The sequence below is a fragment of the Paracoccus seriniphilus genome, assembly GCF_028553745.1.
Classification (GTDB): Bacteria; Pseudomonadota; Alphaproteobacteria; order Rhodobacterales; family Rhodobacteraceae; genus Paracoccus; species Paracoccus seriniphilus.
In genome coordinates, this window is sequence record NZ_CP067129.1 from 15,001 (window position 1) to 30,400 (window position 15,400).

At 62.4% G+C, this 15,400-nt stretch carries 14 protein-coding genes (1 of these 14 cut by a window edge); 9 read left to right on the forward strand and 5 right to left on the reverse strand.

Going from position 1 to position 15,400, the window contains the following annotated elements:
- Positions 1 to 1,797 carry the 5' portion of a DNA helicase RecQ gene (gene recQ / locus JHW44_RS00075; protein ID WP_089345303.1) on the reverse strand. 237 nt of this gene lie to the left of the window's left edge, so the window shows 1,797 of its 2,034 coding nt (coding positions 1–1,797); the start codon lies at positions 1,795 to 1,797; the stop codon falls past the left edge of the window.
- Positions 1,797 to 2,090 (reverse strand): YggT family protein, encoded by a 294-nt coding sequence (locus JHW44_RS00080; RefSeq protein WP_089345304.1) that lies wholly within the window; start codon positions 2,088 to 2,090, stop codon positions 1,797 to 1,799. Before JHW44_RS00080 ends, recQ begins: the two co-directional genes overlap by 1 nt.
- Positions 2,091 to 2,222: 132 nt before the next feature.
- Here JHW44_RS00080 and JHW44_RS00085 point away from each other — a divergent pair, with 132 nt between their 5' ends.
- From JHW44_RS00085 to JHW44_RS00105, 5 genes are all read left to right on the forward strand, one after another.
- Positions 2,223 to 2,783 (forward strand): acyl-CoA thioesterase, encoded by a 561-nt coding sequence (locus JHW44_RS00085; RefSeq protein ID WP_089345305.1) that lies wholly within the window; start codon positions 2,223 to 2,225, stop codon positions 2,781 to 2,783.
- 48 nt (positions 2,784 to 2,831) lie between these two features.
- Positions 2,832 to 4,202, forward strand: a complete 1,371-nt coding sequence (locus tag JHW44_RS00090; RefSeq protein WP_089345306.1) for an MFS transporter — start codon at positions 2,832 to 2,834, stop codon at positions 4,200 to 4,202.
- Positions 4,199 to 5,065 (forward strand): penicillin-insensitive murein endopeptidase, encoded by an 867-nt coding sequence (gene mepA / locus JHW44_RS00095; RefSeq protein WP_089345307.1) that lies wholly within the window; start codon positions 4,199 to 4,201, stop codon positions 5,063 to 5,065. Before JHW44_RS00090 ends, mepA begins: the two co-directional genes overlap by 4 nt.
- A complete protein-coding gene (locus JHW44_RS00100) occupies positions 5,038 to 5,934 on the forward strand; it encodes an esterase-like activity of phytase family protein (protein ID WP_089345308.1) in 897 nt (298 codons plus the stop codon). The genes mepA and JHW44_RS00100 overlap by 28 nt, the downstream gene beginning before the upstream one ends.
- A 126-nt stretch (positions 5,935 to 6,060) precedes the next feature.
- Positions 6,061 to 6,663: a queuosine precursor transporter gene (locus tag JHW44_RS00105; RefSeq protein WP_089345375.1), complete on the forward strand. Its 603-nt coding sequence runs from the start codon at positions 6,061 to 6,063 to the stop codon at positions 6,661 to 6,663.
- Between the two features lie 271 nt (positions 6,664 to 6,934).
- Here JHW44_RS00105 and JHW44_RS00110 read toward each other — a convergent pair whose 3' ends face one another.
- The gene (locus JHW44_RS00110) at positions 6,935 to 8,059 is read right to left on the reverse strand and encodes a Hint domain-containing protein (protein ID WP_089345309.1); all 1,125 of its coding nucleotides are present in this window, start codon (positions 8,057 to 8,059) and stop codon (positions 6,935 to 6,937) included.
- Positions 8,060 to 8,320: 261 nt separating this feature from the next.
- On the reverse strand, positions 8,321 to 9,502 hold the full coding sequence (locus tag JHW44_RS00115) for an acetyl-CoA C-acyltransferase family protein (protein WP_089345310.1): 1,182 nt from the start codon (positions 9,500 to 9,502) through the stop codon (positions 8,321 to 8,323).
- A gap of 158 nt (positions 9,503 to 9,660) precedes the next feature.
- Here JHW44_RS00115 and JHW44_RS00120 point away from each other — a divergent pair, with 158 nt between their 5' ends.
- Together JHW44_RS00120 and JHW44_RS00125 are read left to right on the forward strand one after the other, a co-directional pair.
- A complete protein-coding gene (locus JHW44_RS00120) occupies positions 9,661 to 10,908 on the forward strand; it encodes a glycosyltransferase family 4 protein (RefSeq protein WP_089345311.1) in 1,248 nt (415 codons plus the stop codon).
- 1 nt (position 10,909) lies between these two features.
- The gene (locus JHW44_RS00125) at positions 10,910 to 11,260 is read left to right on the forward strand and encodes a winged helix-turn-helix domain-containing protein (protein WP_089345312.1); all 351 of its coding nucleotides are present in this window, start codon (positions 10,910 to 10,912) and stop codon (positions 11,258 to 11,260) included.
- A gap of 8 nt (positions 11,261 to 11,268) precedes the next feature.
- Here JHW44_RS00125 and JHW44_RS00130 read toward each other — a convergent pair whose 3' ends face one another.
- On the reverse strand, positions 11,269 to 12,030 hold the full coding sequence (locus tag JHW44_RS00130) for a DeoR/GlpR family DNA-binding transcription regulator (RefSeq protein WP_089345376.1): 762 nt from the start codon (positions 12,028 to 12,030) through the stop codon (positions 11,269 to 11,271).
- 142 nt (positions 12,031 to 12,172) lie between these two features.
- Here JHW44_RS00130 and glpD point away from each other — a divergent pair, with 142 nt between their 5' ends.
- The gene (gene glpD / locus JHW44_RS00135; RefSeq protein ID WP_089345313.1) at positions 12,173 to 13,723 is read left to right on the forward strand and encodes a glycerol-3-phosphate dehydrogenase; all 1,551 of its coding nucleotides are present in this window, start codon (positions 12,173 to 12,175) and stop codon (positions 13,721 to 13,723) included.
- A 188-nt stretch (positions 13,724 to 13,911) separates the two neighbouring features.
- Positions 13,912 to 15,387, forward strand: a complete 1,476-nt coding sequence (gene glpK / locus JHW44_RS00140; RefSeq protein WP_089345314.1) for a glycerol kinase GlpK — start codon at positions 13,912 to 13,914, stop codon at positions 15,385 to 15,387.
- Positions 15,388 to 15,400: the final 13 nt, after the last annotated feature.

The following is a 15,400-nucleotide window of genomic DNA, read 5'->3' on the forward strand; positions in this document are numbered from 1 at the left end:
GTGCGGGTGCATCTCGGGTTGTTCACCGGCAATGACGGTCAGGAAGGCATCACCATAGCGTTCCAGCTTCTTGGCGCCCACGCCGTTTATATGCGCCATCTCGTCCAGGGTGGCGGGGCGGCGCTGTGCCATCTCGATCAGCGTCCGGTCGGGAAAGATCACATAGGCGGGCACGCCGCCTGCCTCGGCCAGCGCGCGCCGCTTGGCCTTGAGCGCCGACAGCAAGGGTTCGTCCTCTTCCGAAACCTGCGTCTTGACGACATTGCCGCCCCTGGCCTTCAGCGTCGTATCATGGCGCAACGTCACGCTGCTTTCCCCGCGCAGGATCGGATGTGCCATATCGGTCAGATGCAGGGCGCCGTGGCGTTCCGGATCGGGGCGGCACAGGTCCAGCCCCATCATCTGCCGGAAGATCGCCTGCCATTGGCCACGGCTGAATTCGCGCCCGACCCCGAAGGTCGGCAGCTTGTCATGCCCGCGATCGCGCACCTTCTCGGTGTCATTCCCGGTCAATATGTCGATCAGATGCCCGCTGCCGAACCATTCACCCGTGCGCAGCATGGCCGACAGCGCCTTGCGCACGGCCATGGTTCCGTCAAACAGTTTCGGCGGGTTGAGACACAGATCGCAATTGCCGCAATCCTCGGCCATATCCTCGCCGAAATATGCCAGCAGACGGCGGCGGCGGCAGCCCGTGGCCTCGGCCAGACCCAGCAGGGCATTCAGGCGGGCGTGGTCGGCCCCTTTTCGGGCGCTTTCCGCCAGCCCCTCATCCACCTGCATGCGGCGAAAGCGGATATCATCGGGGCCATAGAGGGTCAGCGTCTCGGCCGGATCACCATCACGCCCCGCGCGACCGATCTCCTGATAATAGGCCTCGATGGACTTGGGCAGATCGGCATGCAGGACCCAGCGGATATCCGGCTTGTCGATGCCCATGCCAAATGCCACCGTCGCAGCCACGATCAACCCGTCCTCGCGCTGAAAGCGGCCCTCGACATGACGCCGGGGTTCGGCCTCCATGCCGCCATGATAGGCGACGGCGCTGTGCCCGGCCTCATTGAGCGCCTGCGCAAGCGTTTCGGTCCGCGCGCGGCTGGCACAATAGATGATGCCCGACTGGCCCCGGCGCGCCGCGACGAAATTCATCACCTGCTTGCGGGGGCTGTCCTTGGGCTGAAAGGCCAGACGGATATTGGGGCGGTCAAAGCCGCGCAGGAAGATCGCCGGATCGCGACCATCGAACAGACGCGAGATGATCTCGGCCCGCGTCTCGGCATCAGCTGTGGCGGTAAAGGCGGACAGCGGTACGCCCAGGTCGCGCTTCAATTCGCCGATGCGCAGATAGTCGGGGCGGAAATCATGCCCCCATTGGCTGACGCAATGCGCCTCGTCCACGGCAATGGCCGTGACTCCGGCGCGGCGCAGCAACTGCAGGGTGCCCCCCGAGGCCAGCCGTTCGGGCGCCATGTACAGAAGCTTCAGCGCCCCCTGTTCCAGCGACTGAAAGACGGCATCGGTTTCGTCATGCGTGTTGCCGCTGGTCAGGGCTCCGGCGGAAACCCCGGCTTCGCGCAATGCGCGCACCTGATCGCGCATCAGCGCAATCAGCGGAGAGATGACCACCGTCACCCCTTCGCGCATCAGGGCGGGCAACTGATAGCAAAGTGACTTGCCCCCGCCCGTCGGCATGATCGCAAGCACGTCCTGCCCGCTTGCCACGGTCTCGACGATCTCGCGTTGCCCGGGGCGAAAGCCGTCAAAGCCCCAGACCTGGCGCAGCAGGTCCGTGGGCATCACATGCCGTAAAAGAAGCCGGCGTTATTGGCCAGGGCACGCTGAAGAACAATGATGATGATGAAGACCACCAGGGGCGCCAGATCCAGCCCGCCGGTATTGGGCAGCAGGTTGCGGATCGGCGTATAGATTGGCTCCAGCAGCCGCGACAGACCATCCCAGATCTGTGCCACCAGCGGCTGGCGCAGGTTCAGGACCTGAAAATTGATCAGCCATGACATGATGATGTGGGCGATCATGATAAACCACACCACTTGCAGGATCAGTTGCAAGGCCTCGTAGAGCGTTCCCATAATACCCTCATTTTATGATCCGACCCTGTATGGCCGCGAGGGCGCGCGGGCGCAAGCATGTTGCCGCAGCGTCGAGGTTGACCTTTTCGAGAGGGCAGAGCAGGGCTGACCCGTTCGAACATGAGGCCGCCGATGTATCCGCTGATCCGTTTTGTCAAGGAAATGATCAAGTTCCGCAATGCGCCGCCGCTGAGCCCCATCGAGGCGCATGTTTCGACCCATATCTGCTGGCCCTGGGATCTGGACCCCTGGATCGAACTGAACAACGGCCGCACGCTGACCCTATATGACCTGGGCCGCATTCCGATGGCGCAGCGGACCGGCCTGATATCGGTCATGCGGAAAAAGCGCTGGGGCATTACGGTCGCAGGAAACTCGACCCGCTATCGCCGCCGCATCCGCATGTTCGACCGTTTCACCATGGTCTCGCGCGTGATCGGCTGGGACCACCGCTTCATCTACATGGAGCAATCCATGTGGCGGCGCGGTGAATGCTGCAACCACATGCTGCTGCGATCGGCCGTCACCTCTTCCGAGGGGATCGTCGCGCCCTCGCGCATCATGGAGGCGCTGGACATGACCTTCGACAGCCCGCCCCTGCCCGACTGGGTGCAGGCCTGGATAAAGGCCGACGCCACCCGCCCCTGGCCACCCGAAATACCACCCGAGGCGAAAGCCCACTTGCCAGCCTGACCCGCTTTGTCCTTATCTGCGCTGGCAGCGCGACAGGGGGACGGCGGCATGAACAAGAGGCGGATCTGGGGCTGGTGGTTCTTTGACTGGGCCAGCCAGCCATTCCACACGCTGCTGCTGACCTTCATTTTCTCGGTCTATTTCTCGGAAGTCGCGCAGCAGCATTTTCAGGATCTGGGCCTTGGCCAGACCCTTGCCGGGGCCCGCGCGCAGACATTCTGGGGATACGGGCTTTCGGTCAGCGGCATCATCATTGCCGTGCTGGCCCCGGTGCTGGGTGCCATCGCCGATACATCGGGGCGAAAGATGCCCTGGATCTGGTTCTTTTCGCTGTTCTATGTGATCGGATCCAGCGGCTTGTGGTTCCTGATGCCACAGCAACCGGCGCTGGTGCAGGCCGTCGTCCTGTTCGGCATCGGCCTGATCGGGGTCGAATTCGCGACCATCTTCACCAATGCGCTGTTGCCGGGGCTGGCCCCGCGCGACGAGATCGGCCGCCTGTCAGGGACCGGCTATGCCTTTGGCTATGCCGGTGGCGTGCTGTCCCTGGCCGTGATGCTGGCGCTGTTTCAGGAAACCCCTGACGGCAAGACCCTGATCGGTCTGGACCCGCTGTTCGGACTGAACCCCGATCTGCGCGAGGGCACCCGCATCGTCGGCCCCTTCGTTGCCATCTGGTACATGCTGTTCATGATTCCCTTCTTCCTCTGGGTCAAGGAACCTGCGGGCCTCCGCCAGCCAATCCGCCTGGGCGTGGCCATGGCCGATCTCTGGGCGCTGATCCGCAGCCTCGGACATCGGCGCAGTCTGACCAACTGGCTGATCTCCTCGATGCTGTCACGCGATGCACTGAACGCGCTTTATGGTTTTGGCGGCGTCTATGCCGGAACCGTGCTGGGATGGCCGGTCTTTCTGGCCGGTGTCTTCGGTGTCATCAGCGCCATATCGGCCGCCCTCATCAGCTGGCTGGGCGGGCGCGCCGACCGACGCTGGGGACCGAAACCGGTGATCATTGCCTGCATATTGGTGCTGACAGCGGTCTGCGTCACCGTGGTCGGCATGGACCGGACGGCCCTCTACGGGTTTGCCCTGCCCGATCAGCCGGTGATCGCGGGATTGCAGATGCCTGATGCGATCTTCTTTTTCTGCGGGGCGCTGATCGGCGGTGCCGGTGGTGCAATGCAGGCGGCAAGCCGCACCATGATGGTCCGCCACACCACCCCCGAGCGCGCAACCGAAGGATTCGGCCTCTACGCCCTGTCTGGCAAGGCCACGGCCTTCCTGGCCCCGCTGTTCATCGCGGTCGTCACCGATATGACCGGGAATCAAAGGGTCGGAATTTCTCCGCTGATCGGCATGTTCCTTCTGGCCATGATTCTGCTACTGTGGGTCAAACCCGAAGGAGAGGTCGCCCCATGATCCGCCAGTTCCTGACAGCCGCCGCCATCGTGATCGCCGGGCTTTCGGCTCCGGCCATGGCCGAGCCTCTTGCCAAGGACATCTTTGGCCGGTTCAGCCAGCCTTCAAGGGGGCCGGCCGTCTCGATCGGCTATTACTCGAAGGGCTGCGCGCAGGGGTTGACCCAACTGCCCGAAACCGGCCCCAGCTGGCAGGCCATGCGCCTGTCGCGCAACCGCAACTGGGGGCATCCCGATCTGATCAACCTTCTGATCGGCCTGTCCCAGGCGGCGCAGAAATCGGGTTGGAAGGGGTTGTATATCGGTGACATCAGCCAGCCGCGCGGCGGGCCGATGCTCAGCGGCCATGCCAGCCACCAGATGGGGCTGGATGCAGATGTCTGGATGCTGCCGCCCAGTTCCCTGAACCTGTCTGCAGCACAGCGCGAAAGCCTGTCCTCGGTCTCGGTCGTGGACAAACGCGGCACGGGACTGACGAAATACTGGAACCAGGGCCATATGTCGATCATCCGCGCCGCCGCGCGGGACCGCCGGGTGGAACGGATTTTCGTCGACCCGGTCGTCAAGGTCGCCATGTGCCAGATGGAGACCGGCAACCGCAACTGGCTGCGCAAGGTCCGTCCCCTGAACCACCACAACTATCATTTCCACATCCGGATGAGTTGCCCGAAAGGGTCGATCTGCCAAAAGCAGGACGCCCCACCGCCGGGCGACGGCTGCGCCGAAGCTGCGGAATGGATCAAGAACCGCATCGATCCCAGCCGCGTCAAACCCTCGCCACCCAATCCGAATTACCGTCATCCGCGCAGCTTCCGGCTGAGCGAACTGCCGCAACAATGCCGCACCGTCGCTGCCGCGCCCTGATCGCCCGGCTTTCCCTGTCGCTGGCCGTGATCGCCGCCCCTGCGGCGGCCACGACGCTGGAATATGTGGGCACCTATGTCTGGCGCGGCAATGAGCGCAGCTTCGGCGGCTTTTCCGGCATAGAGATCAGCCCCGATGGCCATGAATTCCACGCGCTCAGTGATCGGGCCTGGCTGTATTGGGGCAGCCTTCATCGTGACCCCGAGGGGCGGATCCGCGAAGTCGGCGTGGCCGGCCGCGCTCAGCTGAAAGACAGCAAGGGCACCCCGCTGAAACCCGGCTATCTGGGCGACAGCGAGGGGCTGGCGGTTGCCGCTGACGGCACGATCTGGGTGACATTCGAGGGGTTGGACCGGCTGGCCAGTTTCGACAATCCCGATGCCGCGGCCACGCTGCATGCCAGGCCACCGGAACTGCCCGGAATGCGCCTGAACGCCGGACTGGAGGCGCTGGCCATCGACGCAGAGGGCGATCTTTACAGCCTGCCGGAAAAATCGGCACGGGAGGACCAACCCTTTCCGGTTCTGCGATATACCGATGATACATGGAGCAGATACGGCACGATCCGTCGCGATCCGCGCTGGCTGGCGGTGGGGGCCGATTTCGGACCGGATGGATATCTCTACCTGCTGGAACGGGATTTCCACGGCCTGCTGGGGTTCTCTTCACGCGTTCGTCGCATGCGCCTGACCCCGGATGGTCCGCAAGACGAGGAAATCCTGCTGACGACCCAGCCCCTGCAATATGACAATCTGGAGGGGCTGGCCGTGTGGCAGGACGGGCTGGGTATCCGCCTGACCCTGATCTCGGACGACAATTTCCTGATCGTTCAGCGCACCGAACTGGTCGAATATCGGCTGCGCGACTAGAAACCGACGCGGCGGCAACAGTTGACCAGACGCGGGTGAAAGCGTATGCGCGCCCTGTCCCGCATCGGCATTCGCCGGCATGGGGCCGAGTTCTTCCGCCACCTTGTAAAACGGAAACCCCGCGATATGACCCGCATCCTTCCCGGCATCATTGCCATGGCCGCCATTGTCGTGGCCTCGAACATCCTCGTTCAATTCGTCATCGGTGACTGGCTCACCTGGGGCGCATTCACCTATCCCTTCGCCTTTCTGGTCACCGATGTGATGAACCGCGTCTATGGCGCGGCACCTGCGCGGCGGATCGTGATCGCCGGCTTCGTTGTCGGGGTCGTCTGCTCGCTGGTTGCTGCCGGTTTCGACCGCACGACCCTGCGCATCGCGATCGGTTCAGGCACCGCATTTCTGGTCGCGCAGCTTCTGGACATCGCCATTTTCGACATGCTGCGCAAAGCCCGCTGGTGGGTGGCACCGCTGGCCTCGACGCTGATCGGATCTGTCGTCGATACGGCGCTGTTCTTCGGCATCGCCTTTTCGGCGGCACTGCCCGCAGACGTCAATACAGGCTGGTCGAATGACGCCGTTCCGCTGCTGGGCTTCGGTCCCGTCACCACTTTGTGGGTTTCGCTGGCAACTGCTGACTGGTTGGTCAAACTGACGCTTGCGCTACTTGCTCTTGTGCCCTTCCGCATCATCGTCCGCAATTTGTTGCGCAAAAACCAAGAAATCTGATTGACAGAATTTCGATCTATGGCACCCTTTCAATCATAACGGCAACTTTTTGAAAGGAGGTGGTCCAGTGTCGAGAGTGATAGTGGAGAGAGGTGTCGGAACAGTCAGGGGGGCCGTGGCCTAGAGGCAGCCCTCTGGGTCGTAAACCTTGATTGGGACCGGACGGATTTTTTCCATCCCTAACCGGGCCATCTCCGTGGAACTCGCGGGCCGTCATATCTAGGCGGCCCGTTTCCTTTTCTCGGGATCCTGTCGCTGAAGGCAGCCCCTGTCAGATATACGGCTGGACGACGGGCTTGCCCGACTTGCCATGGCGCGCGATCAGACGCCGCGCGCGCCGACCCGAGGGCACATGCCGCGCGGGCAAGGCCGCCTTGCTTTGCGCCACGGCATCCGGGAACAGCGTCAACAGTTCCTCGCGCGCTTCAGGCGTCAGGGTGCGCAGGGCCTGCTCTCCGACGAAAAAGCTTTCGGCGGGGGCACCATCGGCAAAAATGACCTCATGATCATCGAACAGCAGATGGAAATAGGTCACCGGCGCGCAGCTTTCATCCACATAGATACCGGGCAGATCGGTCAGGCGAATCGCAGGCACCAGCACATCCGAGGTGCCGAACATCCGCTGGCAGATGACCGAGGATACCAGCATCCGGTGTTGGCGTGAAACACGCAGATCACGATGGGGCAGACCGTGGCCCAGTGCCCCGGCGGTAATATGCACCGGCCGCAGTTTGTCGTTCTTGCGCTGCATCACCCCGTCAATCTGACGGCCCAGGGCAAGGCGCAGGGGCTGATAGCCGTGATCGACCGTGCGCACCATCATGCCCGGCTTCAGATCCTCGACCGCCACCGGGCCATGTTCCGTCTCGATCAGGGTGCCATCGGCAAAGCAGATCACCGCAAAGGGAAGGTCGAAGCGGAATCCCTCGACGCTGGTCAGATGCTCGTATTCCGTTGCACCGCTGAGGGTAATGCTCTGGATATCTTCCAGGGAAAATCCGGCATTGTTGAAGCCGGCAAGCTCGAAATCATGAACGCGCAGAATGGTTCTGCCGTCGGTCAGCCGGAAGGCATACATCGGCACGGTCAGCGTCGCGCCATTGTTCAGGGTCACGGTGCTGTCGTTGAACCTGCCGATTTCCTCGATGGCCACGATCGGGCCGCCATCGGAATCGGCGAAACCCTCGTTGGGCTGGGACAGGCTGGTATCCGGGTCAGGGCTCAGGCCCAGAAAATCATTGTCGTAGATTTCACCGCCGGGCCCGTTGGCCGGATCATCCACGATATACAGCGCATCAGTATAGTCAGCAGTGGTCAGGGTCGATCCGGCCAGAAGGACATTGGACGCCACAGTTGTGGGCGCAATCAGACCCCAGGTCTCGACATAGTCCGGCATTGAACATCCTCGCACAATGGCCGCAAAGCGACCGAACTCGTTAACAACACACCCCGCCGCACCCTCACTCTGCGGCTGGTGTTCTCACCAACAACCATTCAGACCATTTGGTCAATTACCCGCGACGCAAACCTGTCCAAAGATACAGGTAATTCAGCAGGATTTCGGATCATCCCGCTGCAAATCCATCGTGTTGCAGCGTACTGCCCGTCACCGGACAGCCCGTCGCATGGCAAGGATGGAACCGAATGTCCCGGCGATTCAGCAGCGCTCGATGGCCAGGGCGATGCCCTGTCCGCCACCGATACACATGGTGATCAGGGCGCGCCGGGCATCGCGACGTTCCAACTCGTACAGGGCCTTGATCGTCAGGATCGCGCCGGTTGCACCAACCGGATGACCCAGCGCAATCGCGCCACCATTGGGATTGACCTTCGCGGCATCCAGACCCAGCCCCTTGTTGACGGCCAGAGCCTGCGCCGCGAATGCCTCATTGGATTCGATGATGTCGAAATCCTGCACCGCCAGTCCGGTCTTTCTCAGCAAGGACTCAATCGCCGGAACCGGCCCGATGCCCATGACCTCGGGGCGCACGCCAGCCACCGAATAGCCCAGGATTCGCGCCTTCGGAACAAGACCGGCCTTTTCAGCGGCATCCGCCCGCGCCAGCACCACCGCCGCCGCGCCATCATTGATACCGCTTGCGTTGCCCGCCGTGACCGACCCGTCCTTGCGGAAGACCGGTTTCAACCCGCCCAGCCTTTCAAGGCTGGTCTCCTTGGGGTGCTCATCCGTATCGAACAGTTCGACGCCCTTGCGGGTACGGATTTCGACCGGAACGATCTGGTCGCGAAAATGTCCGGCGGCGATGGCATGGGCGGCAAGACGTTGGGACTGCAGCGCGAATTCGTCCTGCGCCTGGCGCGAGATATCATGCTCGGCGGCGACATTCTCGGCGGTGACGCCCATATGCCCGGTGCCCATCGGACAGGTCAGCGCCCCCAGCATCATGTCCAGCACCTTCTGGTCGCCCATCTTCGCGCCAAAGCGTGCCGTTGTCAGGGCATAGGGCGCGCGCGACATGTTTTCCGCACCACCCGCCACCGCAAAATCGGCATCGCCCAGCATCAGCGCCTGCGCGGCAGAGACGATGGCCTGCGCGCCCGAACCGCACAGACGGTTCACATTCATCGCGGGAGTGGTGTCGGGAATGCCCGCGTCCAGCATTGCGACCCGGCTGAGATAGGCATCCCGCGGTTCGGTATTGATGACATGTCCGAAGACGACCTGACCGATCCTGTCAGGCGCGACATTTGCCCGCTCCAGCGCGGCACGCGTCACGATGGTCGCCAGTTCGATGGGGGTAAGGGCGGCCAGCTTGCCACCAAAGGTTCCGATTGCGGTGCGCGCACCGGACAGAATGACGATATCGTTGCCGGACATTGGCTCTGCCTCCTCCGCTTCCTCGGAGGAAATCATAGGCGCGGACGATGATCTGACAAAGCACTGTTTGAATTCTGTCGCAACGTTAACCGGTGAAATTGCGACTTGGGCGGAAAGCCCCTATCGTGGCCCCGAACAATCCGCAACCGGGCTGCCCCATGAGTGATGAGTTTGCGACCTGCCGCGACATGCTGGCCGATCGGCGTTACATCCTGAGTTCGCTGGTTCCCTTTCACCGCGACCCTTCGGGGCAGGTCTGGGTCGGCGATCTGTGGCATCGCGACCTGATGATGCATCTGGAATATATCCCCGATCTGACCATTCTGGCCGCGCAGCTTCCAGGGCCACCCGAACCTGACATGCTGCCCGTCATCACCGGCCCCGGACAGAGGCTGCGCTTTGTCGCCAGCGGTCCGGTTCTGACAGGCCGACGGCAGTTGCCGCGGGCCCTGCCCCGGATGCGGCACGTCATGCGCGAGTTGCTGCGGGACGCAGATGTGGTTCACAGCGGCGTCGCAGGCTGGCCGATTCCGCCCGGAGTCCTGCTGAACCCCATGACCGTCAGGCGGAAAATTCCCCTGATCATCGCCATTGAAAGCGCCTTCTGGCGCATTCCCGAAGGCACCCGGGCCAGCCTGCGGTGGCGCATCGAGGCCGCCGCCACCGAGCGTTTCGCCCGCTGGTCCGCGTCCCACGCCGCCCTGGGTATCTATACACATCGTTCCTATGCCCAGTCCCTGCCTGTCCGCCCAGGGGCGGTATCCGCCGTCACCCCGGCATCCTGGATCAGGCAGAAAGACGTGATGTCCGTCGAAGAGGTCACGGCCAGCTGGCGCGACAAGCCAGAGCAATTGCGGCTGTTGCTGGCCTCGCGCCTGACGGTGGAAAAGGGAAGCGAAACGGTGCTTGCCGCGCTGCGCCAGCTGGAAGATCAGGGCCATTCGCTGGAAATCGATATCGTCGGCAGCGGAGCAATGGCCAAAGACTTCACCCGATTTGCCGCGACCTCTCGCCATGTCCGGCTTACCATGCTGCCCGAGGTCGCCTATGCGACCGAATTCCTGCCCCTGCTTCGCAATTATCACGCCGTTCTGGTGCCCACGATCGGCGACGAACAGCCTCGCGTCATTCTGGATGCCTTTTCGCAGGGGGTGCCCGTCATTGCCTCGGACACTCCGGGGAACTGCGAGGTCACCACGGCCGGAGAAAACGCCATCCTGGTCAAACGCGGCGATCCCGCCGACCTTGCGCGCGGCCTGTCTGCACCCGACCTGACCCCCGCGCGCCTGCAGAAGATGGCCGGCGCGGCGCGCGACAAGGCCTTCGCCTGCACCCATGAAATGATGCACCGTCAGCGCGCGGCCCTGCTGGTCAGGGCCCTCGCGGGCAAGATGCCGGCGCGATAGCATGAAACAGCCCCGCATCAAGCTGCGCCTGCAATATGATCCCGCGCTCGTGCTGGGTCCGGGCAAGGCCGAATTGCTGGAACTCATCGCCAGAACCGGATCGATCTCTGCCGCGGGACGCGAAATGGGCATGAGCTATCGCCGCGCATGGTCACTGGTGGATGAAATGAATACCGGCTTCATCCGCCCGCTGGTCGACAGCAGCCGTGGCGGCCCCGGGGGCGGTGGCGCCGTCCTGACCCCGACCGGACATGAGGTTCTGACGCATTTCCGGCGCCTGGAACAGATCCTGCGCGACCATGGCTCGCAGGATATCGAGGCATTGAATGCCCTGCTGAATCCGGAACGCTGACTCCGGACCTATTCCGCGATCACCACCTGTGTTTCCCAGTCCTTGCATTTTTCCATCAGACGCGCAGGCAGGGGGCGGTCGACAAAAACCGCATCCAGTTCAGCCATCGAAATGATCCTGACCGGGGCCGAACGCTCCAGCTTGCTGATATCGGTGACCAGAAAGGTCTTGCGCGCCAGGCCAGCGATCGCGCGGCTGACCCGCACCTCGGCCATGTCGAAATCAAGCAGATCGCCATCACCATCCAGCGCAGATGTGCCGATGATGGCGAAATCGGGCTTGAACTGTGCCATGAATTCCGTCGTCAGATCCCCGACAAGCCCCCCGTCCGACCGCCGCAACGCGCCACCCGCAACCATGATGTCGCAGCTTTCATTGCTGACAAGGATATTGGCGACATTCATGTTGTTGGTGATCACGGTCAGATTGCGATGATTCAGCAATTCGCGTGCCACGGCTTCGGTCGTGGTTCCCAGGTTCAGAATGACCGAACTGTTGTCCGGAATCTGGCGCGCACAGGCGCGCGCAATGGCCGCCTTGGCAGCGTCATGCATGCGGCGTCGTTCCTCATAGCCGATATTGCTGACGCCACTGCGCAGCACCGCCCCGCCATGAACCCGGTCCAGCATGCCCTGATCCGACAATTCCCCCAGATCGCGCCGGATGGTTTGCAAGGTCACATCGAATTTCTCGGCCAGTTCCTCGACACCAACCCGTCCCGCGGCCCGCGCCAGATCAAGGATTTCACGTTGACGGATATTCAGTACCATTTTCACAATCCCGGCTTGCTCTGCCCTCACGAAAGCGCCATGTGCGGTTTTTGTCAATTCGAATGAAAACGCGCCAAAACGAAGATTCAAGTTGACATAACGCGCATTTCCATGATCGAATTGGCGCAGACAGGAGGGCCCCATGGCTGATATCACCGATCTCTTCATCATCGGCGGCGGCATCAATGGCTGCGGCATCGCCCGCGATGCTGCCGGGCGCGGCCTTTCCGTCCGTCTTGCAGAAATGGGTGATCTGGCCCAGGCGACCAGTTCGAAATCGACGAAGCTCTTTCATGGCGGCCTGCGTTATCTGGAATACCTTGAAATCCGGCTTGTCCGCGAGGCGCTGAAAGAGCGCGAAACCCTGCTGCGGGCCATGCCCCATATCAGCTGGCCGATGCGCTTTGTCCTGCCGCTGGACCCCAAGATGACCTTTGAATCGGACACGCCGGTCAGCAAGGCTCTGGCCATGGTGATGCCATGGAACAAGGGGCACCGCCCGAATTTCCTTATCCGCGCAGGGCTGTTCCTCTATGACCATCTGGGCGGGCGCAAGATCCTGCCGGGAACAAGCTCGCTTTCGCTGAAAGACAGCCCCGAGGGTGCACCGCTGCAAGATCGCCTGCAAAAGGCCTATGAATACAGCGATTGCTGGGTCGATGATGCGCGGCTGGTGGCGCTGAATGCGCGCGATGCTGCGCAGAAGGGTGCCGATATCATGGTGGGCGCCAAGGTGACCGAAGCCGTGCGCGAAAACGGCAACTGGCGGATCACGCTCGATGACGGGCGGATATTTTACGCCCGCGCGCTGGTCAATGCCGGTGGCCCTTGGGTCGGCCGCGTGATCCGCGAAGTCGCCAATCTGGACAGCACCGAAACCGTCCGTCTTGTCCGGGGCAGCCATATCGTCGTGCCGAAGCTCTATGACCATGACAAGGCCTATTTCTTCCAGGGCGGCGACGGGCGGATCATCTTTGCGATCCCCTATCAGGATGAGTTCACGCTGATCGGCACGACCGACCGCGACCACGACGGCAGCCCGCTTGACGCCACCTGCACCCCGGAAGAGCAGGAATACCTCTGCAAGTTCGCATCGGAATATTTCGCGAAACCGGTCACGACCGATCAGATCGTCTGGACCTATTCCGGGGTACGCCCTCTCTATGATGACGGTGCCAAATCCGCGACCGCCGCGACACGTGATTACGTCTTGTCGCTGGACGAAAAGGGCGCGCCCTGCCTGCACGTCTTTGGCGGCAAGATCACCACCTACCGCCGCCTTGCGGAACACGCCATGGAAAAGCTGCTGCCCCATTTCAGCAAGGCTGGGCCCGCATGGACCGCTGGCGCCCCCCTGCCTGGCGGCGATTTTCCCGTGGACAGTGTTGATCAGCAAATTGCCCGATTGCAAGGCGACTATCCGTTCCTGAGCCCCAAATGGGCAAAGCGACTGGTGCGGGCCTATGGCACTGATGCCAGAAGCATTCTGGGCGATGCAGTACAAGCCAGCGACTTGGGGCGCGACTTCGGCGCCACCTTGACCGAAGCGGAACTCCGCTGGCTGATGAGCCATGAATTCGCGCGCCATGCCGATGACGTCGTCTGGCGCCGTTCCAAACTGGGCCTGCGCATGAGCGCCGAGGAAATCGCCGCGATTGACGCATGGATGACCAACGCCAGACAGGCCGCGTGAGAACACGGCAATCCGCCCGCGATCACCTGTGACGAATCGATGATTTGCCTTTATCTGAAACCGCAGCGAAAGAGGGCGCGCAGGATCGAACGCCCTTCTTCTTTGTTCAAATACCCTGATCCGACTGTGCCGCGAGGCAATCGTTCCGGGTATTTGGACGAAGAAGAAACGAACATAGGAGAGCCGCGATGACAATTCTTGCCATGGATCAGGGAACCACATCATCGCGCGCGCTGGTATTCAGCGACGACCTGCAGGTACAGGCCGCCGCCCAACAGGAATTTACCCAGCATTTTCCGCAATCCGGATGGGTCGAGCATGAAGTGGACGACATCTGGATGACCAGTGCGGCGACCGCACGTGGTGCGATCGAGAAGGCCGGGAACCCGCGCATCGACGCCATTGGCATCACCAATCAACGGGAAACGGTCCTCATCTGGGACCGCCAGACGGGGCAACCCATTCATCGCGCGATCGTATGGCAGGACCGTCGCACCGCAGACATTTGCGCGCGGCTCAAGAACGAGGGTACAGAACCCGAAGTGACGGCTGCAACGGGCCTGCTGCTGGATCCCTATTTCAGCGCCACCAAGATCGCATGGATGCTGGATCGCGTCGATGGCGCCCGTGCGCGTGCCGAACGGGGCGAACTGGCGTTCGGGACGGTGGACAGCTTCCTGATCTGGAAACTGACAGGCGGCAAGGAGCATGTCACCGATGCCACCAATGCCAGCCGAACGATGCTCTATGACATTCGCAAGGGCGAATGGTCTGATGCCATGTGCAAATTGTTCAATGTGCCCAAGGCAATCCTGCCCGAGGTCAAGGACAGCGCGGCCGAGTTCGGCGAGACCCGCCCCGACCTGTTCGGCCGTGCCATCCCGATTCTGGGTGTTGCCGGCGACCAGCAGGCAGCTACGGTCGGTCAGGCCTGTTTCCAGCCCGGCATGATGAAATCGACCTATGGCACAGGCTGCTTCGCATTGCTCAATACCGGCGATCAGGCCGTCGCCTCGGAAAACCGCCTGCTGACGACCATCGCCTACCGTCTGGACGGCAAGACCACCTTTGCGCTGGAAGGCAGCATCTTCATCGCCGGTGCAGTGGTACAATGGCTGCGTGACGGGCTGAAGATGATCCGCGAGGCTGGCGAAACGCAAGAGCTGTCCCGTTCTGCCGAAGACAGCCAGCAGATCATCATGGTTCCCGCCTTCACGGGTCTGGGAGCGCCACATTGGCGACCCGATGCGCGGGGTGCGATCTTTGGACTGACACGCAATACCGGCCCTGCCGAACTGGCCCGCGCCGCACTGGAAAGCGTCGGCTTCCAGACACGCGACCTTCTGGAAGCCATGCGCGCGGATTGGAACGGAGCAGGCGATGCGGTGCTGCGCGTTGACGGCGGCATGACTGCCAGCGAACCCGCGATGCAGTTCCTGGCTGATATTCTGGGTGCGCCGGTGGACCGCCCCATGAACACGGAAACAACGGCACAGGGTGCGGCTTGGCTTGCCGGATATCGTGCCGGTCTGTGCCCCGCCCCGGAAGAATACGCCAAGGCCTGGCGTCTGGACCGGCGCTTCGAACCCGCCATGGATCAGGCGCTGCGGGATCGGCGGTATTCCGCGTGGCAGCGGGCGGTCAATGCCGTCATCTCGGTCTGATTTCAGGGTTTGT

Excerpts from the sequence above, each read along its gene's own strand:
- JHW44_RS00080 (WP_089345304.1), bottom strand. The coding sequence starts at position 2,090 with ATGGGAACGCTCTACGAGGCCTTGCAACTGATCCTGCAAGTGGTGTGG.
- JHW44_RS00085 (WP_089345305.1), top strand. The coding sequence starts at position 2,223 with ATGTATCCGCTGATCCGTTTTGTCAAGGAAATGATCAAGTTCCGCAAT.
- JHW44_RS00090 (WP_089345306.1), top strand. The coding sequence starts at position 2,832 with ATGAACAAGAGGCGGATCTGGGGCTGGTGGTTCTTTGACTGGGCCAGC.
- mepA (WP_089345307.1), top strand. The coding sequence starts at position 4,199 with ATGATCCGCCAGTTCCTGACAGCCGCCGCCATCGTGATCGCCGGGCTT.
- JHW44_RS00100 (WP_089345308.1), top strand. The coding sequence starts at position 5,038 with ATGCCGCACCGTCGCTGCCGCGCCCTGATCGCCCGGCTTTCCCTGTCG.
- JHW44_RS00105 (WP_089345375.1), top strand. The coding sequence starts at position 6,061 with ATGACCCGCATCCTTCCCGGCATCATTGCCATGGCCGCCATTGTCGTG.
- JHW44_RS00110 (WP_089345309.1), bottom strand. The coding sequence starts at position 8,059 with ATGCCGGACTATGTCGAGACCTGGGGTCTGATTGCGCCCACAACTGTG.
- JHW44_RS00115 (WP_089345310.1), bottom strand. The coding sequence starts at position 9,502 with ATGTCCGGCAACGATATCGTCATTCTGTCCGGTGCGCGCACCGCAATC.
- JHW44_RS00120 (WP_089345311.1), top strand. The coding sequence starts at position 9,661 with ATGAGTGATGAGTTTGCGACCTGCCGCGACATGCTGGCCGATCGGCGT.
- JHW44_RS00125 (WP_089345312.1), top strand. The coding sequence starts at position 10,910 with ATGAAACAGCCCCGCATCAAGCTGCGCCTGCAATATGATCCCGCGCTC.
- JHW44_RS00130 (WP_089345376.1), bottom strand. The coding sequence starts at position 12,030 with ATGGTACTGAATATCCGTCAACGTGAAATCCTTGATCTGGCGCGGGCC.
- glpD (WP_089345313.1), top strand. The coding sequence starts at position 12,173 with ATGGCTGATATCACCGATCTCTTCATCATCGGCGGCGGCATCAATGGC.
- glpK (WP_089345314.1), top strand. The coding sequence starts at position 13,912 with ATGACAATTCTTGCCATGGATCAGGGAACCACATCATCGCGCGCGCTG.